Here is a 22,161-nt window from a genome sequence, read left to right as displayed (position 1 = left end):
ATTATTACCCGTTTTCGTGTAAAATCTATATCAAAAATGCCTGTCTTTCCTACCGGCGCTGCTCCTTTCTGACAGGAGAAGCCGGAAGCAATTCATCACCGGCCCGCACAGAGGGGAGAATTCTCCATCCCGCAATAATTATGAATACCAAGACATACAAAATCAAAGGATTTTACTATTTTTGCTGATTCTCTTTCAAGATCACATTATCATCTAAGAAAATGAAGTTTATTGTTTCAAGTACAGAACTCTTAAGAAACCTTTCCTATATAAGCGGGGTAATTGCGCCCAATCCTATCGTTCCTATTTTAGAGAATTTCCTTTTTGAACTTGACAAAAGTAAGCTCACGGTAACGGCTTCTGATATGCAGACGGTGATGGTAGCTGAACTGGAAGTGACCTCTACCGATTCCGCATCCATTGCCATACCGGCCCGGCTTTTTATGGATACGCTCAAAAGCCTGCCCGAGCAACCCATTACGGTCAATATTAACACCGATACGTTCGGCCTTGAGATCGTTACTTCCACAGGCCGTTTCAAAATTGCCGGAGAAAACCCGCTGGATTTTCCGAAACCTCCCCAGGTTAACCGGAACTTCAATATTGAGCTGAACTCAGATGTGCTGGCTGCAGCCATTAACAATACCATTTTTGCCACCAGCACCGACGACCTGCGCCCGGCCATGACCGGCGTATTTATCGATATTCAGACCGACGGTGCCACATTTGTCGCTACTGACGGTCATCGCCTGATCCGGTACAAAAGATCGGATATCCAGTCGACCACCGAAAACCGCCTGATCCTTCCCCGGAAGGCGCTTAACCTTATCAAGAGCTCATTACCCTCTGAGGTGGTGCCGGTTGTAACGGAGTTCAGCAGCTCCAATGCGTTTTTCAGCTTCGGGAATATCCGGCTGATCTGCCGCCTGATCGATGAGCGTTACCCGGATTACGACAATGTAATACCGAAAGCCAACCCGTATAAGCTGATCGTGGAGCGGGCTACTTTCCTGGCTACCCTGAAAAGGATCTCTATTTTCTCCAACAAGACCACTCACCAGATTCGTCTGAAAATAGAGCCTGCCGAGCTGACCATTTCAGCAGAAGACCTGGACTACTCCAACGAAGCGGTGGAGAAGATCGCCTGTGAGTTTGACGGAGAATTGCTGGAAATCGGGTTTAATGCCAAATTCCTTTCCGAAATGCTCAGCAACCTGTCGTCATCTACTGTAATGATGGAGCTTTCACAACCTAACCGCGCCGGACTGATCGTTCCTACCTCCAAGCAGGAGCACGAAGACATCCTGATGCTGGTAATGCCAGTGATGCTGAATTCGTATTCGTAAGCATCTTCTTACAATAAAGATACTCCAATGCTACGGTTCTCCGTAGCATTTTTTTTGCGATCAATTGCCAATTAATTTACAGCTGTCTTTGTTTCATCATATTATTTATATAAAAAACACTATTTATAAGCTAAAACATTTAACTTTGTTCATATCAATGAAATGTTTATGGCAAATTATTTGAAACCCACAGGAGACGATAAGCACATGCCCGCAGGTTTTTTCCTGCTGCTGATTTTCTCCCTGCTCTGCCTTTTTCTGCCTGCTCAGGCCCAGCATAGCCGGCTGGTGGCCGGGGAAGGAAACGTTTATTTTGAAAACGGGCAACCGGCCCGGCTCAGGGGCATCAGCTTTTCGTGGAGCATCTGGGGCGGGGCAAAGTACTATAACCCGGCCATCGTAGACGAGCTGGCAGATGCCTTTAAATGCAATGTTATCCGGGTGTCTATGGCCGTTGAACCTGCAGACGGTTACCTCCGCGATCCGGAGCTTCAGTGGAACCGGATCACGCCCGTTATAGACCGGGCCCTGGAACGTGGCATTTACGTGATTATGGACTGGCACGATCATCATGCCGACAAAAACGTAAAAGAGGCAATGACTTTTTTTGACCGTTTTTCAGCCAGGTATGCTTCTTCTCCGCTCATCATTTATGAAATATGGAACGAGCCCGAACGCATAGACTGGAAAATCGTTAAAGCCTATGCGGAGCGTCTCATCCCGGTAATCCGGAAAAATGATCCCGGGAACCTCATTGTGGTGGGATCATCTTCCTGGGATCAGGATATTGATATCGTAGCCAAAGACCGGCTGACCGGCTTTGATAACATAGCCTACTCTTTCCATTTCTATGCCAGTGAGCCACATCACCAGGAAAACCTCAGGAACCGGGCCACCACAGCCATTGAAGCAGGCCTGCCCGTATTTGTCACCGAATGGGGTGTAGGTGAAGCCAACGGTGACGGTGCATTTGACCCGGAGAAAAACAAAGCATGGATGACCTGGATGGAAAAGCACCAGCTGAGCTGGGTTAACTGGAACCTGACGGATAAAAAGGAAACTACGGCCCTGCTTAAGCCGGGGGCCCCGGTAAACGGGAGCTGGAAGAAAAGCAATCTCAGCCCCTCAGGCCTCTATGTCAGGCAACACCTCCGGCGGCTTAACCGGTAAGTTACACCCGAAGAGGAAAACATACCCTGGTTTATGGCCGGCATATATTTGTTATTCAGCAAAAAAGTTCTTACTTTACTGTAGAAAATCAATACTATGAAACGTTTACTGACAACTGTACTGGCTTTGGGTATGTCTGTAGCCCAGGCCCAAACGCTCTCTAAGCTATGGCAAACGGATAGCACACTGGCTACCCCGGAAAGTGTACTCTTTGCCGGTAAGCAACTTTACGTCAGCCTGATAGACGGCGGTCCCTGGGAAGCAGACGGAAAAGGCGGCGTAGCCTTGCTCAATACCGATGGCAAGATTACCAATGCCCGGTGGGTAACAGGGTTGAATGCCCCCAAAGGCATGGCCCTGGTGGGGAGTACCCTGTATGTGGCCGATATTAACGAATTGGTATCGGTGGATGCCCGAAGCGGCAAGGTGCTGAAAAAAGACAGGCTGGACGGTGCCGAAGGCCTGAATGATGTAACGGCAGACCCCCAGGGCACCGTTTATGTGTCAGACTCCCGTACCGGGAAAGTGCTGAAGTATAAAAACGGGAAGTCGGAAGTTTACCTGGAAAACCTGGCCGGAGTAAACGGGGTGAAATGGCATAACAACAAGCTGTATGTTACCGGGAATAATGCATTTATCGAATACTCGCCCGAAACCGGAGCCCAAAGAATAATCTGTCAGCTGGAAAACGGGGGCGACGGGGTAGAACCGTACAAAGACGGTTTTTTTGTGACTGCCTGGTCAGGATATGTCTACCATATCGATGCCCGGAATAACCGGAATACCCTGCGCGAAACGCACCAGACCAATAAATTCAGAACGGCAGATATCGGTATTGATCCTGTTAAAGGCATTCTGTACATTCCTACTTTCTTCGGAAATACGGTGGAAGCGTGGAAGATAGGACAATAAAAAAAGGGCTTTCGCCCCTTTTTTATGGATCATTTTATGTCTTACTGAAATCTTGCCCAGGTACCTTGTGCTACCCAGTTATTCCCGGTTTCCACAGCACCTTTGAAGTTTCCGCCGGTGAAGAATGCACCCAGGGTAGACGGGTTAACCGCGCCGGTGGTATTGGTACCGATATACCCGTTCATATACGAAGGCTTATCATCTGCGCTTACAGTAACTGCCGTCTTGAAGAACGCGCTCTGAACCAGGGTACCCAGGGAAGATTTAAACGGATTTGGCCCGTATAGATCTGAGTTGGCAAAGATCAGCTTTCCGTCCAGCGCATTGCTTATGGTTATATCGTGCTCTACGTTCACTCCGTTGTTAAAACCGTAAACCACAAAATTATACAGCTTACCACCGGTACCGGCACGAAGCTTCAGCCCGAGGGTCTTCCCTTTATCTGCATCTGTGGCGGCATCCGGGTTATCATTGGTTTTAGCTTCTCTTGAACCTACCAGGGTAACGTTAGAGATAGTAGGTGATGAAAGCGGCGATAAGCTGTTATTGTCACCGTTGTTATCGGCTTCCATACCCCTGTCGGCTACGTCATTTCCCTGGATACCTACCAAGTACTGGGCATTGCCTGACCATCCGTAGGTCCAGTCGAACAGGTCATCCTGCGCACCGTTCACAAAAGCATATTTCAGGTTAACGGTACCTCCGAAAAACTCGATTCCGTCATCTGCACCCTTGTATACCGCCAGGTATTCAAGCGTGGTGCCGCTGCCTACTCCTTCAAATGTAAAGCCGTTATGCTCTTTGGAGTCGCTTTGCTTTTTACCGGTATACTCCACCCGTATATACTTTAACGTTCCGGAGTTATCATTGGCCACGGTGCCGCCATACACCACACCGGTACCCATTTCTGAAGGGGCTGTACCTCCCTGCGGGTTAATAGGTGCCTTACCGCAAACGATGATCCCGCCCCAGTCTTGCGGAGCCGGGCTGGCCGCATTGGATGTAAACACGATAGGTGCAGTAGCCGTACCTACAGCCTGTATTTTTGAACCCGGTTCTACCAGCAGGTAGGCCGTGTTGGTGTAGTCGGTTTTGGTGTTGGTCACTGCTTTTACGGTAACTCCTTCTTCAATGGTTAATGTGGCGCCGTTGCTCACGTGAACCCCGCCGCGAAGCGTATACGTGTTGCCTTTGGCAAGGATGGTGTTTTTCGTAATATCGCCCACTATTTCTGTACCGTTGGGTAACTCACCTTCTCTGCCCACTGTGTTTTCACCGTTATCATCTTTCTCACAGGCCATGAATGAGATCATTGCCAAAACAGATAATGTCAGTCCTCTCAGATTCTTACGTTTCATAAAATTTAGTTTTAATTAATTCCCGATTAAAATGAATAAGTTAATGTTGCATTCACCGAAACACCCTTCCGGATATTCATGTACTCCAGGTCATTGGTGTCAAATTCCTGGTTGTACACCATTGCGGGGTTCAGCAGGTTATTTAAGCCCAGCTTAAACTCCACACTCCGCGAAAGGGTATGATTGATATTGAAATTCAGGGTATTTACCGGCATTTCGTAGATATCGCCGGTACCCTGAGCCCCGGCAATAAACAGGCGCTTCCCGAAAACATTATAGGTTAAGCTGAAGCTGGTAGCGCTTTTTTCTGACCAGGCGGCCCGGTACATAAGATCAGCATTAACCAGGTAGGGCGAAGCACCGAAGAGCGGTCTCTTGAAGTGAGTAGGGTAAAAAGGTACTCCTTTTTTATCCAGCTTGTCGGGGTCAAAGGTTACCTGCGAATAGAGGTATGAGCCGTTCAGACCCACCGAGAAGTCCCGCAACGCCGTTGTACCCAGCAGGCTGCCGAGGTTCTTGTTCACTTCGGCCTCGATACCGGCTACCACAGCCCGGTCTGAGTTCACATACGAGAACATGGGCTCAGAGCCGTTCAGGCGCACCAGTTCAATAGGGTCTTTCAGGCGTTTGCCGAACAGCGAGAAGGAAATGATCTCGCCCGCGTTCGGGAAGAGGTCATACCGCAGGTCAACGTTATAGTTCGAGCCGTTTTTCAGGTATTGGTTACCCTGGCGCTGGGCCGTACCGGCCGACTCGTTGTACCGGAAAGGCGCCGCTTCGGTAAACAACGGGCGGGAAATGGTCTTACTTCCGGCCAGGATCAGGTTGGAATTGGGGGTAACGGCATATTTTAAGGTTACACTGGGCAGCAGGTCGTTCCCCGTAATGGTGTTATTCCGGTAAGGTGCCGTCACCACGTCGCGGTCCAGCTTGTAGTCGGTGCTCTGGACAGATTTTTCAAAGCGAAGACCGGCAGTCAGGTTCCATTTTTCACTCCACACCAGGTTAGCGCTGACATACGGAGCATAGATCTGCATTTCCGAACGGTAACGGTTCTGCTCATTCGGCACTTCCTTGTACCTCCAGGTAGAGGCATTGCCCTGACCCAGCTTTGACGGAGACAGCACCTCATCAAGCTCGTCAAGGGTGAAGACCGTACGGATGCTTTTCACGTCGGCATCAATCTGGCGGGCATCAAATTTCCGCTTTTTGTACCGCGCGTCAAACCCGAAATGAATCTCGTTAAAGAGGCCGCCCGGCTTTACAAGGGAGTTGAGATGGGTGGCCATATCGTGATCGTTAAGATCAGCAAAAAAACGGTTGATATCGGTAATGCCGTTAGGTGAGAACTGGTAATGGGGCACTTCTCCACCGGCTGATTCCACCATGATCTGGGCCCTGTCCGGAATGCTCCCGTCTGTTTTGGTATACCCGGCTGACCCCGAGAAGGTCCAGATGTCACTCAGCCGGTGATTAACACTCACCTGACCGGTAGCAAGCGTATTCTGGATCAGCGTGTTTCTGCGGCCGTAAATGGGTCCCAGGTCCCAGTTTTCACCGTAGTTATCCTGCACGCCGTCGCGCGAGTCGTTTACATAAAGCCCGGTAACCGACATGTTGGTCCTGGGGCTTGCCTTCAGGTACAGGCTCAAAAGGGCCGAAGTATTGGTCTTGTAGAAGTAATCTTCCGTGGTAAAATCATAAATGGCATCCTGCTGGGCGTTGAACCAGGCCGATTTCCCCGGTTGATAGGTGTATTCGTTGCTGTTGTTCACCGTAAGCAAGTAGCCGAAAGTACGGTTATTGTTCAGCAGGTAGCGGTTTCCCGACGAGAACGAAATCCCCGTATTCACCGGGGCCGTATAAGCATGGGGTGCAAACGGTGCTTTAAAGCCCGGATCCTGGTTTTCGTTGTAGTACGAATCATAGGCTCCGCTATTGGCCACCAGCTCAGGCATGCTGCGCCCGTTCCTGGAGAAGCCCAGCAGGTCTGAAAACCCTCTTTTCCGGCCCAGGAATTCTTTGCCAGTGGAAAGGGAGTTGTAGCCGGCCGACAGGGAAAGCCGGTTAAAGCCTTTTTCAGGGTAATCGCGGGTGACAATGTCAATGGTTCCGCCTGAAAAATCGCCGTAATATACCGGGTTATACGATTTGAGCACTTCTATGTTCTTGACTATAGAAGTAGGGAATATATCCAGCGGGATTAGTTTCACATCCGGGTTGGTAGACGGAATGGGCAGGCCGTTTAATGTAGCATTGTTGTAACGGTCACCCAACCCCCGTACAAAAAGCGATTTATCGCCCACCATAGCCACACCTACCACTTTTTTCAGGCCTTCACCCACGTTGCCGATCCCTTTCAGGTTCAGCTCTTCCGCACCTACTTTCTGAAGCACCAGCGAGGTGAGCTTGCGGTCGTTGATCAGGGCCAGGCTGCTGCCTTTGTCCACACGGGCCGTTACCACCACCTCTTCCAGCAGGCCGAAGTTAGCCTGCAGCGCAATGCTCAGCTCGGTGGTTTTCCCGGTCTCTATTTTTACATCTTCAACTTTCAGTGATTTGTACCCTACGTAAGAAACGGTTAAGGTATGGGTACCGGCGGCCAGCTCGCTCAGCCTGAATTTCCCCTCCACGTCCGTGGCGGCTCCTTTACCGGCGCCTTCTACCCGTATGGTTACGCCGATGAGGGTTTCCTGCGACTGCGCATCAGTAATAATACCCGTGACCGAGCCCGTCTGGGCCTGTGCACAAAGTGCTGTAAGTAAAATAAATAAACAGCATGAAATGTTCTTATACATATTTGATATTCTGAAATTCTCCGCAAAACTAGTCCCGGTGTGTTAACTGAATTTTAAGCGGATCGTTCTGAATATTTTGTTTATGTTAAGAATGAAAGGAATAATTTAACATTGGCTTAATGCATGGAATCTCAGATGCCGTTTATTCTCCGGGAGTGGTTTCCATATGAGCTGCTTTCAGCTGTTTTCGAGCCTGTTTTTTTCAAAAGCCGGCGGATAAAGCTTTGGGATAGCTCCACCTGGAGGATTCGTACCGTCTACATAACAAGGCATATTCATTTTCGAAGGAAAAATACCGCCCGGACGGTATTTCGAGGGTCATCGAATGACCTTAAGTTTGCAGAAAATAAACCCTTAGCCCCTGAAATAAACTATGACTCCCCTGATTCTGCCCCGAATACGGCACCCGGCCCGCATGAAAAATTTGCGTAAAGCCAGCCTGGCCTTCCCCTGAAAGATTATACACGTACTTAAAAAAAACCATTTGTATGAAAATCAGAATTCTATTTATTTTTTTAATGCTGGGGAGCCTGCCTGCGCTCCGGGCGCAGGACAGCCTGGCCGTACCGGGCAGGTTCGGCTTAAGCCTGAACCTGGGCACCCTCCCTGGCCTGGAGCTGAATTATGCATTTAAACCCCGCTTAACTGCCCGGCTGAGCTATAGCTATCTTCAGTATAAGCCCGACTTCCTGCTCACCGTGTCTGAACAAAAGCTGAATATGAACGGCGCTGTGAAAATGTCTGTGCCGGCGCTGTCGCTGGTGTTTACACCTTCCGGCATTTTTAAAATAGTGGGAGGAGCGGCCTATATCACCCGGGGCAAAGCGGATTTGCTTTTCCGTGCCACCGAAAACTATGAAGTAAACGGAGAAATCTATACCCCGGATGAAGTGGGAGAAATCAATTACATCATGGATTATTCAGGTACGGTTGCTCCTTTTGCAGCCCTGGGATTAGGCCGTACGGTGCCCAAAAGGCGCATAGGGGTAGGCGTGGAACTGGGTTCCTTTTTTATGGCCTCACCCAAAATCACCCTTACCGGCACCGAACGCCTGGTGAGCATGTCGGAAGAAGCTTCCACCATAGAAAACAATACCAAAGACTGGAAATACTGGCCCATTGTAAACCTTAAGATCAATGTACGACTGGATTAAACTTTTTATATCAATGAAAAACATTACCATTTATATCGCATCACTGGTTCTTGTGCTGATCACTGGTAGGTGCAAAGAGATCAATCCTTTTGAGGGAGTGAACCTGGTGGTGAGCGAAAGAGAGGTTAGCTCCCCGGTTTTCTTTCAGTTTACAGATGCTAACCCCGAAAGTACAACGATGCCCGAAGGTCTTACCGTAAAGATTACAAGCGATAAGGCAGCGTACATATTAAACAATACCGGTGGAAAAGACTATAAGGTGACCGGCAATACCCTGATCTTAAAACTGGCCAAAGAGCTGGTTCCAACGCAATCAGCCCCGGTGAAGTTTACGGTGGAGGCCACGGCCTCCGGTTATCTTACTGCCCGCGAGACCTATACGCTTATGAGCCCGGGCCCTGTCCGGATAGTGATACCCATGGTGAATATCAAAGAACCACCCCAGGGAATAATTACAGCAGAAGCCAGTGTTCCCGTCTCCGGAGGTAAGATCAGCCTTTTAAACGGAAGCCCTGCCAGGGGCGCAAGGTGGTATGATTCAAACCTCACCCGGGCCGATGCAGAAAGGGGATCGGTAGCATTTAAGCCGGGTACCCAGGTAATGGATGCCAATGGCAATACCATAGCCACCTCCAATGTAAATACACAGATAGGAGTATATGAATACGGCGAGCTTTATGGAGTGGATGCACTGTTAAAATCCGGGAAAACATATGATATAATACGCTTTATACCGGCGGGTGCTATATCCGTAGAAATGTGGGCTCAGGGAAAGGAGGTAAAAAAAATCTCGAAACCCCTGGAAGTAATCATGACGGTATCGCCTGATTTACGGAATCCTTTGACCGGCGAGGCTTTAAAAGAGGGTAACACCCTGCCTGTCTGGAGTCAGGAGCCCTATCCTTCGTATAAATGGAAAGAGGAAGGTACAGCAACCGTGTCTAAAAACAGCCAGGGCGATTGGGTAGCCCGGTTTGAGATTTCTCAGTTAGGGTATTGGCAATGCAGTTACTATATTCCTTATGATGAAAGATGCGAGCTAAATGTGGCCTTAAGAGTGAAGTCAAATTCACTATTCAATACCGGAAATTATGATGCCGAACTATATGATTCGAAAGGTTTGATCTCCAGGAGTAGAAATTTTGAAATTTCAGATGGCGTACATAACTACATAGATGCATGGACACCACCGGGAGAGAAGATAAAGGTGGTGATAAGAGATCTGAAGTCCGGGAAGCCGGTAGGCGAAGCCACTTTTGACGCATGTACTAAAATTACCAGTAACAAACCCCATGAGATCAATATTACAATCCCAGACCCCATAAAACCCTTATACGTAAATTTTGACATGACGGCCATATGCAAAAACAAGAATCTTAAATTGAAACCCAATGTAGATATAACGGTGCAACATACTGAGGGCCAGCATTGGATACATTGGACTGGTTTTTCTTTATTTAATGGGAAATTTGATAGCCTGGCCGTTATGGAAGGTAAGGATTATAACGTTACGGTCTATGCTGACGGAAAATACTATTGGGGGAAATTTAATTTCAAACGAAATGGCCTCACTCAGGTAACTACCACCGAAGAAGGTGCAGATTTCAGTAGCCTGAAAGCATCTGCCAAATATGACGCCGCCAGGGATTTGATTATCTATACCGCAGAATACGCTATTGCCAATTGTAAATAATTCCATCTCCACTCTCTTTATTAAACGAAAGGAGAGCGGCATTTAATTATCTATAGCCATGGAATCTTCATTTTTGTACAATTCTAAAAATACCGCCCAGGCGGTATTTTTTCACCCGTTTCCCCTGCTCATATTTGTACTGTCAATGTCTGGAAGAAATAATGTACATTTATAATTGAATATGAGCAAAATTCGAATCCTGATCGCCGATGACCACCCCCTGGTAGCTGACAGCCTATCACTGCTGATGGGCTCAGTGAGTACTGTGGAAGTGGTGGGCATAGTACGAAACGGTGTTCAGGTGCTGGATTTCCTGGAGAAATACGAAGCCGATGTGGTGCTGGTTGATTACCACATGCCGGTGATGAACGGAGTAGAGCTGCTGGCCCGGCTCAGGGAAAAATACCCCCGGGTAAAGGCCATTATGCTCACCATGAACGAGGAAGCCACCTTTATTAAAGAAAGCATCCAGGCCGGTGTAGACGGTTTCGTGATGAAGAGCGCCGAAAAAGCAGAGCTGATAAAGGCTATCCAGGTAGTGGCCTCCGGTAAAAAATTCTTCGGGGAAAAGGTGATTCGCAAGCTGGTAGAAGTACTTGATAATAATTCGACTACCGGCAGAACCCGTGTGCAGGACATCCAGTCGCTGACCAAACGCGAAATAGAGATCATCCGCCTGATAGCCGAAGACCTGGAAAGTACAGCAATAGCCGCCCGCCTGAACATCAGCCCGGCCACAGTAGATACCCACCGCCGTAACCTGATGAAGAAAATAGGGGTAAGCTCGGCGGTAGGACTGGTGAGGTGGGGACTGAAGAACGGGGTGGTGGATGAGATATAAATGATTTTTGAATGTTTAACCTTAAAATAGAAAAAATGAAAAGTGAAATTTTGGAGCTCTTAAAAAAGTACCCGGGATGCCAGGTTTGGGTAACTCACTTATTGGAAGAACGTGCAAACGGCGATTTAGAGGTATCAGTGGGTAGACACAATTATGTGGTAAAGAAGGGCACGTTTGTAGCCTATGAAAAACTGGAGGTAACGTCCCCCCTTTCAAAAATAGAAAATGATGTTACCTATACCGCGGCTCAAAGAACCTGTCTTATCGTTTTTAGAAAGGCCGCACCAGCAACCGCAAATGCCTGGGATGTGGCTATAACTCAGAAACCATGCCCGGCTACCCAACCCATATTTTCCGGTGATGACACTGATTTAGACTTCACAGTCATATGACGCCGGATCCGAAGAATATTTTAGAGGAAAATAACAGGTTGAAAATAGAAGAACTAATTAAGGAGGATGAAAAGAGGCTCCCCGTAATGAGTAAAGGCGTTCTTGATGAAATATTAGAAGTGATTCAAGAACGCCTTGATATAAAAAGGATAACCCCGGAAAAACCATCTGCCAGTTGTTATGACGTGGCCCAAAAGGTTTCCGAAATAATCAATGACCCACGTTCAAACAAAAGCGGGATGTCTTTTCGGTGTACCAAGATTTTTGCCTACGGACGAAGGGTCATGAAGCCGGACAGAGGACTTGAGTGGGATAATCACGAAGCGGTTTTGGTCAAGGTAAGTCAAAACAAAAAGTGGAATTACGGGAATTACATTGTAACAAAAGTAATTGACCCCTTAATTACAGAGAAGGCCATTTGCATGGATGAGTGGATATGTCGACTCGCATCTTTACACAATGATAGCAAGCCTGATAATACCTACAATGAGCTGGCGCTGTCATTCATGATTTTCCCTTCATTTTTTGCGAGACCAATACACCTGGCCTACTCTGAGCTGTATTCCAACCTGCTATTGTCTGCAAATGCGACTCCAGAGGATATGACTAACCCTTCACCATTTCTGAGAAATGTTAATAAGTAAGGCTAATCTGCCTGATTATCTGCAGTCAGCGGGAATTTACACCCCGGTAAAAACCATACGTGAAATTAAGAGCTTTAGAAATAAGATTTTTTGTATCAATGAGGAATTGCTTATCAAAAATTTTAAATTTAATGACCGGCAGAACCTGTCAGGGTTTAAAAATGAAACCCGGCTCTTAAAAAAACTATCCGGATCACTTATAAGCCCAAAGTTTATTTATGCTGACCGCTACTTCCCCATAGTAATTATGGAGTATGTAAAGGACTACGATAAGGCGTTTACAAGCAGTAACCTGGAGCGTTTCTTACCCTTATGGCAAGCGTCTATAGGAGCCTACCCCCTGGAAAACCCGGGGAAAATCTACCCCTGGATATTTGAGTCGGAAATGCATTCCGGTCAGTTCCCTGATGAGATAGACAGAGATCTTGTTGCAAGAATTAAGACGCTCAAAAGACAATACAGATTCAGTACCTTAGTTCATGGCGATTTAAAATATGATAACATTCTGACTAACGGTGCTTCATTTAAAGTGATTGACTGGGAGTTCAGTACATGGGGTGACGAAGTTTGGGATACGGTTTACTTATCTGCAAGTTTAATTTTAAGTAACTCCGCCCTGACTATTTTTCAGGACACGGTAGAATTTAAAAGTACATCGTGGTTTTTTATACTCAATGAAGAACAGCTCGCTTTTCTGAAGTTTGCTTATGCTTTATTTGAGGAAGGGAAAACCGGCGTATCCCGGTTTATCAGCTTTCTGGGGCTGGCCATTTTACAGCGTCTCCTGGAGAGTAAAATGGGCCGTTCAAAATACGATCATTATGATTACTATCGGGGTATTGCCCGTGACCTTATTCTACGGCCCCGGATATATAAAAAGTTCTTTGTGTGAATACAGTTACAGATTTTCTGAAGACCTATAAGACCACCACCTTCCGGATGCCTGAGGTGGTAAATGCATTTGAGAATGCGTATTCCTTATATTGCAGGCTTAAAAGGACAGAAGAAAAAAGGCCAAACCAACTCATACAGATATTACCTCATTTTAAAGATTATGAAAAGTATGAGATAGGGTATTTCCTGGAGCACAGAAATAAAGATGGATCTGTGATTGCCAGTAAAAATGACTTCAGGAGATTTCTGAAAGCAGGAGACTACCTCCTTACCGCGGAACCAGGAGAGAATAATATGTGCAGCCAGAACGTAACCTTTAAAAGCCTTTCCTATACTTTTGACACCCAATTTTTCCATTTTTGGGGGAATTATTTTTCAGAGCACTTCCCGCAGGAACTGGTGAGGTTTTATTTTAATGTTAAACCTCACTTTGCTGTAAACTGGGTGAATTTTTTCAGAATTCACCTGGGCGAAAATTCATTCTTTTTCCAGGCAAAAATCCATCACTTATCTTCTCAGACTTCCAGGGCTGATAATGCTGTAATTTATATTAACCGAAAAGATATACCCGATTTCCTGGTTATTCTGAAGAAACTGGTTTTGAAGTTTCCGCATTATATGGAGGATATGACCCCCTTTTTTTTGTTGAAGATCGGCCCCGGAATAGGGTTTGGAGAAAACCCGCAAGACCCGTCAGAGAGTTTTGGTTCCTACAGATGTCGCCAGATAATCCACTTAATGGAAGCTAAGCCTGCCTGTCGTGTCTCTGAGATCCTGCTAAGCCTTAAACATAACGGTTTTGATATAGAAAAATTCTATCTGAATCCTTTTTCTCCGCATAGTTACGATTTTTCAGGCCTGGATTGAGAATGCGACACCTACCGTTTTTAACCTTTTTGAAATATTCTGAAGGCCCATCCCTTTCGTGCTTGTTGTAGCTGGAAATGAAGAGCCGTTATCCTCATAATACAGGACAGGCCGCCTCCCTTTTTTCTCAAGATGAATTTTTATCCGGTTTCCATCAGAATGTTTAATGGCATTAGTGCAGAGCTCCATAATGACCAGGTAGATTTCATATTCCGAATTTTTAGGAAAGCGGAATACCGGGTCAATCTGAATCTGAAAATCTATTTTTTCATTCAGGTTAAGCGTTTCTTCCAGCTTTTTGCAGGCATCAATAAGGCTGTTTTCAAGAATTACGTTTGGTAACAGATCGTGTGAAATATTTCTTACTTCAGAGTACCCGTTTTCAATCCCCCCCTTTACTTTTAGCAGGATTTCCTTGTTCCGGCCCTCTATACGCTCAAAGTCCAATGCCATGAAATTCCATCGCAATGCCGTAAAAATACCTCCGAGATTATCGTGTAATACAGAGGCTAACCGTGTACGCTCAATAGTTTTACCTTTTAAAATGGAATCTGCCAGCTCATCGTTCAGCTGCGATAGCTGAATATTAGCGCTGTTAAGTGCATACGTTCTTTCCTGTACCTTCGTTTCCAGGTCGCTGTTTAATACCTCCAGCCTGGTGTTTATATCCTGAATCTCCTCTTTCTGTCTGGTAATCAGTGTATTTTTATGAATAATTTTTCGGTAGAGATAAAAGAGTCCCGAGATAAACAGGAGTAAAAGTGAAACCCCGATAAACAGAAAGATATTTTTCTTCCTTTCAATTTGTAATTTTAGTTCCTGCAGCTGGTTAGCAGCGACCTGTTGTTCAAATTCATACCCGTATTTCGCCGATTGCAGCTTTAGTTCCAGATCCTGCTCATTCAATAACCTCTCCAGCTTCAACAGTTCAGACTGGCTTTGGAAAGCCGCTTCCGTATCATTTAAGGCCAGGTTAGCAGAGGTCAGTAAAGATTGAATTTCGTGCTGAAGTTTTTTATTTTCTATTTTGAGCGCGTGCCTGAGCGATTTTAATAAATAAGTGTGGGCCATCTCCCAGTCTTCCTTATGAATGTAAACTTTGGCATAATTCAGGTCTATCTGGGCATTAATACCTGCATTATTGTAAGCGTATAATACCTCATTGCATTTGTTCAGTTCCTGCAATGCCTGGTCAGGGAGGTCTCTGGCCAGTGAAATTTCGGCCATATTCCCATGAAAATACGCTATTCCTGTTTTCACTCCAAGATCGGAATACAACCTGTAGGACTTATTAAAATAGGTTTCGGCAGAGTCGAGATCATGATTGTAAAAAAACGCAAGGCCCAGGTTATTGTATAAAAGCGCCAGGTCTTGCGGGCGATTTACCTTTTGTATATACACCGCAGCTTTTTTATAGTTTTCGATGGCCTTATCAACCTTGTTCTGTTGTCTGAAATTAATAGCCAGGTTATGATAAATCTCAAACAGGAAGTAATTTGACCTTACTTTTTCTGCATATTTTAAAGCTTCATAAAAGTAAAAGTTACTGTTAAAGTAATTCGATTTAAACGATTCAATCTGAGCCTTTACACAGTTTTTGACAAGTAAGTTCAAATTATCTTCTTCATAGGCAAAACTATTATGGAGCTCTTCCGCCCGCGGAATATTATTCTCTTCGGAAAGAATATGGAGAACTTTTCTGTACATGGCTAATAAAGCCTGCATTTCTCGCTTATCCACACTTTCACCGGGAGCAAGTATTACTAATAAAAAGAAAATACCGTTAACGAAAGGCATCATTGTTACACAGTCAGGACGGTTTAAGGTTCTCCGGTATAAATATAATTCACAAATAGAATAGATTATTCCGAAAAAGTGGTTGAATACGGAGAGTAGGGATTATATATTAATGATTATAATTATGAAACATTTTTTCTCTTTTATGACATTCTTTTTTTTGTCTCTTAATCTTTTAGCTCAATACGGAGGTACTGCCTCCGTGCGAATTGAGAATTCAGATGGGGAGGAAGAGTACATTAATGTAGTACACGACATTCCAAACACATTAGGAATAAGGGGAGAGAGCCGTTCAAAAGTAGAAGAGAGCTTAGAACGCGAAATCAAATCAAAGGTGGGATATAGCGGAAAGATGAAGAGCTCCATTAGTTTTAATGTTTTTGAGGTTGGAGAACGTTCAGGCCGGGCATCTGTAAAAGTAATTAACAAAGATGGGAAAACCCAGTATATCAATGTATCAGAAGCTGGCCGCCCTTTTGGTAAGAATAGAAATGATTTAGCGAAAACCCTATTTGACAACATAAAGTATGAAATGGAGTGCGGTGAGCGATTTTACGGATCTATACAGTACACCCTGAATTGAAAAACGCTAATCTGAAAAACGCTATGAAAAAATCAATATTTCTATTCGCATTTCTGGGGGTACTGTTTGCTAATGATGCAAAGGCACAACTTAAAATGTATAGTTTAACCAAAGTTTGCTATAAAAACTACGATAGAGAAATGAGTGCTTGGACAGATTGGTCTGAATGGTATGAGGCCGGTTATTGGAAAGACTATGCATATAATGTGGTAGCTTTTGACTCCCACGATTGGACATTATCTGTATCTCCCTCAGCGCTTAGAATTACAAAACTAAACCAAGCTTTTTTTAATGATTCTCATTATGGAGAATATTCAGTTGAAATAATATCGGTAGGAGCTTCACAAGAATCTGTATAGAAGTTTTGGAAAGTATGCACTATTACTAAAAAATGGGATCTGCTAAGGCAGCGATTAAATATTGATTCAAAAAATCTAAGTGAATCTATAAGCGGAACCGCCATTGTAAAATCAAACGATTTCACTTGGGGTGAATTAATGTCCGGCAATGCCATTGGGGATATCTATATTGTTTACACTTGGGAAAACGGAGACCAAAACGTTGTAGGATACCGGATAGATAACCGCACTTTTGAAGAAATTGCTGATGCAGCAAAGGCTCGGCAAGCAAGAAGAGAAGAGTCTGATAGACGTAGTGAGGAAAGAAGTAGGCAAAGGCAAGAAGAACTACAAAAAAGCATTCAGGGAATCGGCCAAATTATTCAACAGCGTAAAAGAAATTAAATACTCATAAATTACAGATTAACTATGAAAAGGAAATTTAAACAAGCGTTTTTAGGTATTAGTATCGCATTGTGCCCATTTATTTATTTTGCCTGGTTGTGATGAATTGGGAGAAGTCCTTTCAAACTATGGGAAGACAATAATATTTAATAAATACGAAATCTATGAAAGGTCTGCACACCCAATATTTATGTTTGGGTCTTGAATAAAGACACAAAAAAAAATACGAAAATATATTTTAATGTGACCCTTTGGAAAGACGGAGTAATTAAGAAAAGTGTAGGTATGTGGTATGAATACGATATTATACCAAACCAAGAAGTTAGAGTAGGCGATATTTACCAAGGTTTTTTGTATCCATTAACAACGGCCGAGGCTCGTAGTTGTAGAATAGAATATTCAGATATAGTAGTTCAATATTAGCCTCTACTCTGCCACTACTGTAGTAGTCAGAACAAAATAATATCCAATGGCCTACAAAAACATCAAAATAAAAGACGGCATGGGCGGCAGTCGTAACGGCAAAAGTCGTTGGGAGAAAACCGGGGTGTTGAAGTTGCACAGTAAAACCCTGAGGCGGTGGTTGGACAAGCAGGCGGTGAAGGAGCAGCAGGAGGAGGGGGCTGAGTCCAAGGGGCGGGCGCACCTAGTGGCGGACAACAGCTGCACCCTTACCGACGGACTGCTCCCAGTCGATAGGGTATTGCGCCCCTTCAGGGCTTGGAGCCCTGGTGTGCCACCGTTATCCGCCAGGGGCACCGCCCCTGCTTAGAGTATGATGCCCTTTCAGGGCATAGAGGAGCCACTACTACCTTAGGCCCCACGGCATAGCCTCTGTTTCCCTCAGTTATTCCCCCTCGCCCACCCCAGCCCCGAAGGGGCGTCATCCGTTAACGATGTGGCAAAGCCCATCGAGGAAGAGACGCAGGCATAAGGGACGATCTGCCGGGATATGGCGCAGCCCATCGAGGAGGGGCATCGTAACCCATCGGTGCGAAGCATGGCACCCACATAAACACCACGCCCCGGCTCTTACGAACCGGGGCGCTTATATAAGCTATCCTAACCCACTAAGGATTATGAGTTTTGTTTCTTGATCACTTCATCAGCTATGTTCTGAGGAACAAAATCATAGTGAGAGAAGGTCATGTTAGCCGTAGCTCTACCTGAAGTGATGGTTCTCAGGTCAGTTACATAACCGAACAGTTCTGAAAGTGGAACATCGGCTTTGATTACCTGGGCACCGTTACGGGTATCCATCCCTTTCATCATACCTCTTCTCCTGTTCAGGTCACCGGTGATAGGACCGGTATACTCATCCGGTGAAAGTACTTCTACCGCCATGATCGGCTCAAGAAGTTTAGCGCCGGCCAGCTTACCTGCTTCTTTAAATCCTAAACGGGCTGCCATTTCAAAAGAGAAGGCATCGGAGTCAACATCGTGGAACGAACCGTGGAACAATCTCACTTTGAAGGAGTCTACCGGGTAGCCGGCCAGAGGACCGTTCTTCATGGCTTCGTCAAAACCTTTCTGGATAGAAGGAATGAATTCTCTCGGAATCACACCACCCACAATGTTGTTCACAAACTGAAGACCTGGCTTCACTTCGTTGGTATCTGCTTCCGGATCACGCGGACCGAATTCAAACACGATATCGGCAAATTTACCTTTACCACCGGTTTGTTTCTTATATACCTCGCGGTGCTCGATGGTTTTGGTGAAGGTTTCTTTGTAAGCCACCTGCGGAGCACCCTGGTTAACTTCTACCTTGAACTCACGACGCATCCGGTCGATGATGATTTCGAGGTGAAGCTCTCCCATACCTCTCATGATGGTCTGGCCGGTAGCCTCATCTGTATGTACCTGGAGGGTCGGGTCTTCTTCCACCAGCTTACCGATGGCTTTCGAGAAGTTATCCTGGTCAGCGGCTTTCTTAGGCTCAATGGCGTACCCGATAACCGGATCAGGGAATACCATTGATTCCAGCACCAGCGGGTGCTTCTCATCAGTAAGGGTATCCCCTGTTTTGATATCTTTGAAACCTACTACAGCAGCAATATCCCCGGCGTAAAGCTGGTCAATCTGGTTCTGCTTGTTGGCGTGCATCTGGAAGATCCGTGAAATACGCTCTTTGTTTCCTGAACGGTTGTTCAATACATACGAGCCCGATTCCAGGATACCGCGGTATGACCGTACAAAGCAAAGACGGCCCACGTACGGGTCAGTAGCAATCTTAAATCCAAGGGCTGCAAAAGGAGCAGTCGGATCAGCCGTGATCACCACTTCCTCGTCGGTTTTAGGGTTGGTACCCTTAATCCCTTTCCGGTCAAGCGGAGAAGGAAGCAATGCCATTACCATATCCAGCATGGCCTGAACCCCTTTGTTTTTGAATGAAGAACCACACATCATCGGTACGATCTTCATATCAATCACCGCTGCCCGGAGGGCCGCCAGGATTTCATCTTCAGAAATAGAGTTCGGATCTTCAAAGTATTTTTCCATCAGCGACTCATCGTATTCAGCCACTGCTTCAAGAAGCTTTTCTCTCCATTCAGCCACTTCTTCCAGCATATCGTCAGGAATAGGAACTTCTGTAAAGGTCATTCCTTTATCTTCTTCATTCCATACAATACCCCGGTTGTTGATCAGGTCTACCACGCCTTTGAAGTTTTCTTCAGAGCCGATAGGCAATTGAAGAGGCACGGCGTAAGAACCCAGCATTTCTTTCACCTGGTTAACCACGTTTAAGAAATCAGCTCCTGAACGGTCCATTTTATTAACGAAACCGATACGGGCCACGTTATAGTTATTGGCCAGGCGCCAGTTGGTTTCTGATTGCGGCTCCACACCATCCACGGCTGAGAATAAGAACACCAGACCGTCTAATACTCTCAACGAACGGTTTACCTCCACGGTAAAGTCTACGTGACCTGGAGTATCGATAATGTTTACATGGTAATCATTGTCTCTGTACTTCCAACCCACAGTAACGGCAGCAGAAGTAATAGTAATACCTCTTTCCTGCTCCTGTTCCATCCAGTCGGTAGTAGCTCCACCCTCGTGAGTTTCACCCAGCTTGTGGTTAACCCCTGAATAATAAAGGATACGCTCAGTAGTTGTGGTCTTACCGGCATCAATGTGAGCCGCAATACCAATGTTTCTTGTAAATTTTAAATCGCGAGCCATTTAAATAGATATTAATGTTTTGGAGAACTTTTCTCCGGTATTTTTCGATAGAAACTTTTAATACTCTCTTTCGGGCTGCAAAATTAGATAAAAAATCTCTTTTGTTAAAAGAAATTCCTCATTTATAGTTTTTAGTGCTTCATTCCGGTCGCCGTATACCCGGAACCGCCACCCCCTCAACCTGGAACTTTTCTCACTTTCTCGCCCGCCCTTTCTTCTTTGCCGCTTTGGCTTTCCGCGTAACTGCCCTTTCTTTCTTTTCATGGAACGCACCGCCGAAAGTCGGGTCATCTTTTTTGCGCTGTTTATCGATGGCTTTGAGCATTTCCTGGTTTTCTTCAAACGGGGTTTCTTCTATTTTCACGCCCAGGGGAAGTTCCAGCTCAGGAACCTGCGTACGGATCAGCGCCTCTATTTTGGCAAAGTGGTATTCTTCGTGCTTCAATATAAAGGTCCAGGCCACACCTTCGGCCCGGGCACGACCGGTGCGGCCGATCCGGTGCACGTAGTCTTCGTAGATCAGCGGCACATCAAAGTTGATCACGTGGCTCACGCCCGAGACATCGATTCCACGGGCTGCCACATCTGTAGCCACCAGCACCTGCACTTCACCCGATTTGAAGTCTTCAATGGAATTGATCCGGGTATTTTGCCCTTTATTCGCATGCAGAACCCGGATATTCTTCGCCCCCACCACTTTCCGCTCCAGGAATTTAAATACGTTATCTGCCACGCCTTTCGTGCGGCAGAAAATAATGGCCCGCTGAATGCCTGCATTTTCAAACAAATAGCCCAGCAGGTTGATCTTTGTTTTAAAGTTCGGCAACCGGTATACCGCCTGCTCTACCGTGGTAGCGGCCGTGGCCGACGGCGTGATCTCTACCTTCACCGGCGCCTCCAGGAATTCTTCTGAAAGGGCCTCCACCCGGGGTTGAAAGGTAGCAGAGAAAAGCAGGTTTTTCCGCTTTCTCGGAATCACCTCCAGTATTTTACGGATCTGGGGCATAAAGCCCATGTCCATCATTTTATCGGCCTCATCCAGCACCAGGTATTGCAGGCTTTTCACTCCGATCTCCCCCGCCAGGTACAGGTCCATGAACCGGCCGGGAGTAGCCACAATGATATCGACGCCCTTCTTCAGGTTTTCAATCTGTGTTTTCGGGCCCAGTCCGCCGTAGAGAGCCACCATCCGGAGGTCGGTGTATTTGCCCAGCTCCACCGCCGCCTGGTGAATCTGCATCACCAGCTCACGGGTAGGCGCCAGCACCAGGGCCCGCATATGGCTCCCCTGTGCATATTTGATCTTCATCAGAAGCGGCAGCAGGTAGGCCGCTGTTTTACCGGTACCGGTCTGCGCAATGCCCAGCACATCATGGCCGGCCATCACCAGCGGGATGGCCTTTTCCTGGATAGCGGTAGGCTCGGTGTAACCCTGCTCTTCTACCGCCATAATCAATTGTTTATTAAGTCCTAAATCCTTGAAAGTCTTATCCATGCCGCAAAGTTACGGCATTATTGCGCACGCTCCTAAGCCCCCTCTAGTTTAAATATACCGGCCTTACCGTGTTTACACCCGGTCAAATAGCGTGAAAAAACGGGGGTATTTCCCGTTTTTTCACGGTGTGGAATGTTCTGCCGGCTTCTTAACTTTGTGGCGGAAGAATTTCCCCCTGGCAGGCATTGTTAAGTAAACGATACTAATAGGGTTAATTGGTTTTGTGCCTACCAAATCCACCCGATTTGACAGGTTATGACCATTGGATGTTTCTCCAATGGTCATTTT

18 protein-coding genes are annotated in these 22,161 nt (G+C 46.1%); 13 read left to right on the top strand and 5 right to left on the bottom strand.

The window, feature by feature from the left end:
• Positions 1-221 precede the first annotated feature (221 nt).
• The 3 genes from dnaN to AB2U10_RS11190 all read left to right on the top strand — a co-directional run bounded on the left by dnaN (position 222) and on the right by AB2U10_RS11190 (position 3,428).
• Positions 222-1,346 carry a DNA polymerase III subunit beta gene (gene dnaN, locus AB2U10_RS11200; RefSeq protein WP_367914615.1) on the top strand — a complete coding sequence of 375 codons (1,125 nt, stop codon included), beginning with the start codon at positions 222-224 and terminating at the stop codon, positions 1,344-1,346.
• Between the two features lie 168 nt (positions 1,347-1,514).
• Entirely contained in the window at positions 1,515-2,516 is a 1,002-nt protein-coding gene (locus AB2U10_RS11195) for a glycoside hydrolase family 5 protein (RefSeq protein WP_367914616.1), read from the top strand.
• Positions 2,517-2,612: 96 nt separating this feature from the next.
• Positions 2,613-3,428: an SMP-30/gluconolactonase/LRE family protein gene (locus AB2U10_RS11190; RefSeq protein ID WP_367914617.1), complete on the top strand. Its 816-nt coding sequence runs from the start codon at positions 2,613-2,615 to the stop codon at positions 3,426-3,428.
• A gap of 41 nt (positions 3,429-3,469) precedes the next feature.
• On the opposite strand, the gene AB2U10_RS11185 is transcribed toward AB2U10_RS11190, so the two are convergent.
• Positions 3,470-4,786: a beta-helix domain-containing protein gene (locus AB2U10_RS11185; protein ID WP_367914618.1), complete on the bottom strand. Its 1,317-nt coding sequence runs from the start codon at positions 4,784-4,786 to the stop codon at positions 3,470-3,472.
• A gap of 26 nt (positions 4,787-4,812) precedes the next feature.
• A complete protein-coding gene (locus tag AB2U10_RS11180) occupies positions 4,813-7,584 on the bottom strand; it encodes a TonB-dependent receptor (RefSeq protein ID WP_367914619.1) in 2,772 nt (923 codons plus the stop codon).
• A 488-nt stretch (positions 7,585-8,072) separates the two neighbouring features.
• Between AB2U10_RS11180 and AB2U10_RS11175 the strand changes: the two genes are divergently transcribed.
• The 7 genes from AB2U10_RS11175 (at position 8,073) to AB2U10_RS11145 (ending at position 14,069) form a co-directional block, all read left to right on the top strand.
• Entirely contained in the window at positions 8,073-8,738 is a 666-nt protein-coding gene (locus AB2U10_RS11175; RefSeq protein WP_367914620.1) for a hypothetical protein, read from the top strand.
• Between the two features lie 13 nt (positions 8,739-8,751).
• On the top strand, positions 8,752-10,431 hold the full coding sequence (locus tag AB2U10_RS11170) for a hypothetical protein (protein WP_367914621.1): 1,680 nt from the start codon (positions 8,752-8,754) through the stop codon (positions 10,429-10,431).
• A 181-nt stretch (positions 10,432-10,612) separates the two neighbouring features.
• Positions 10,613-11,272: a response regulator gene (locus AB2U10_RS11165; RefSeq protein ID WP_367914622.1), complete on the top strand. Its 660-nt coding sequence runs from the start codon at positions 10,613-10,615 to the stop codon at positions 11,270-11,272.
• Between the two features lie 11 nt (positions 11,273-11,283).
• Positions 11,284-11,664: a hypothetical protein gene (locus tag AB2U10_RS11160; protein WP_367914623.1), complete on the top strand. Its 381-nt coding sequence runs from the start codon at positions 11,284-11,286 to the stop codon at positions 11,662-11,664.
• Positions 11,661-12,308: a protein-glutamine glutaminase family protein gene (locus tag AB2U10_RS11155; protein WP_367914624.1), complete on the top strand. Its 648-nt coding sequence runs from the start codon at positions 11,661-11,663 to the stop codon at positions 12,306-12,308. The genes AB2U10_RS11160 and AB2U10_RS11155 overlap by 4 nt, the downstream gene beginning before the upstream one ends.
• 247 nt (positions 12,309-12,555) lie before the next feature.
• Positions 12,556-13,200, top strand: a complete 645-nt coding sequence (locus tag AB2U10_RS11150; protein WP_367914625.1) for a phosphotransferase family protein — start codon at positions 12,556-12,558, stop codon at positions 13,198-13,200.
• Entirely contained in the window at positions 13,197-14,069 is an 873-nt protein-coding gene (locus tag AB2U10_RS11145; RefSeq protein ID WP_367914626.1) for a T3SS effector HopA1 family protein, read from the top strand. The genes AB2U10_RS11150 and AB2U10_RS11145 overlap by 4 nt, the downstream gene beginning before the upstream one ends.
• Here AB2U10_RS11145 and AB2U10_RS11140 read toward each other — a convergent pair.
• Entirely contained in the window at positions 14,055-15,776 is a 1,722-nt protein-coding gene (locus tag AB2U10_RS11140; protein WP_367914627.1) for a tetratricopeptide repeat-containing sensor histidine kinase, read from the bottom strand. The genes AB2U10_RS11145 and AB2U10_RS11140 overlap by 15 nt on opposite strands.
• A gap of 214 nt (positions 15,777-15,990) precedes the next feature.
• Between AB2U10_RS11140 and AB2U10_RS11135 the strand changes: the two genes are divergently transcribed.
• The 3 genes from AB2U10_RS11135 to AB2U10_RS11125 all read left to right on the top strand — a co-directional run bounded on the left by AB2U10_RS11135 (position 15,991) and on the right by AB2U10_RS11125 (position 17,192).
• Positions 15,991-16,449 carry a hypothetical protein gene (locus AB2U10_RS11135; protein WP_367914628.1) on the top strand — a complete coding sequence of 153 codons (459 nt, stop codon included), beginning with the start codon at positions 15,991-15,993 and terminating at the stop codon, positions 16,447-16,449.
• Positions 16,450-16,472: 23 nt separating this feature from the next.
• On the top strand, positions 16,473-16,808 hold the full coding sequence (locus tag AB2U10_RS11130) for a hypothetical protein (protein WP_367914629.1): 336 nt from the start codon (positions 16,473-16,475) through the stop codon (positions 16,806-16,808).
• Positions 16,809-16,946: 138 nt separating this feature from the next.
• Positions 16,947-17,192, top strand: coding sequence for a hypothetical protein (locus AB2U10_RS11125; RefSeq protein ID WP_367914630.1), 246 nt, complete (start codon positions 16,947-16,949; stop codon positions 17,190-17,192).
• Between the two features lie 1,077 nt (positions 17,193-18,269).
• On the opposite strand, the gene fusA is transcribed toward AB2U10_RS11125, so the two are convergent.
• Together fusA and AB2U10_RS11115 are read right to left on the bottom strand one after the other, a co-directional pair.
• Positions 18,270-20,378, bottom strand: a complete 2,109-nt coding sequence (gene fusA / locus AB2U10_RS11120; RefSeq protein WP_367914631.1) for an elongation factor G — start codon at positions 20,376-20,378, stop codon at positions 18,270-18,272.
• Between the two features lie 193 nt (positions 20,379-20,571).
• Positions 20,572-21,828 (bottom strand): DEAD/DEAH box helicase, encoded by a 1,257-nt coding sequence (locus AB2U10_RS11115; protein WP_493820503.1) that lies wholly within the window; start codon positions 21,826-21,828, stop codon positions 20,572-20,574.
• Positions 21,829-22,161: the final 333 nt, after the last annotated feature.

The organism is Leadbetterella sp. DM7 (assembly GCF_040829825.2).
Classification (GTDB): domain Bacteria; phylum Bacteroidota; class Bacteroidia; order Cytophagales; family Spirosomataceae; genus Leadbetterella.
Note: the sequence above shows the minus strand (reverse complement) of the source record. Positions and strands in the feature narration are given on the sequence as shown.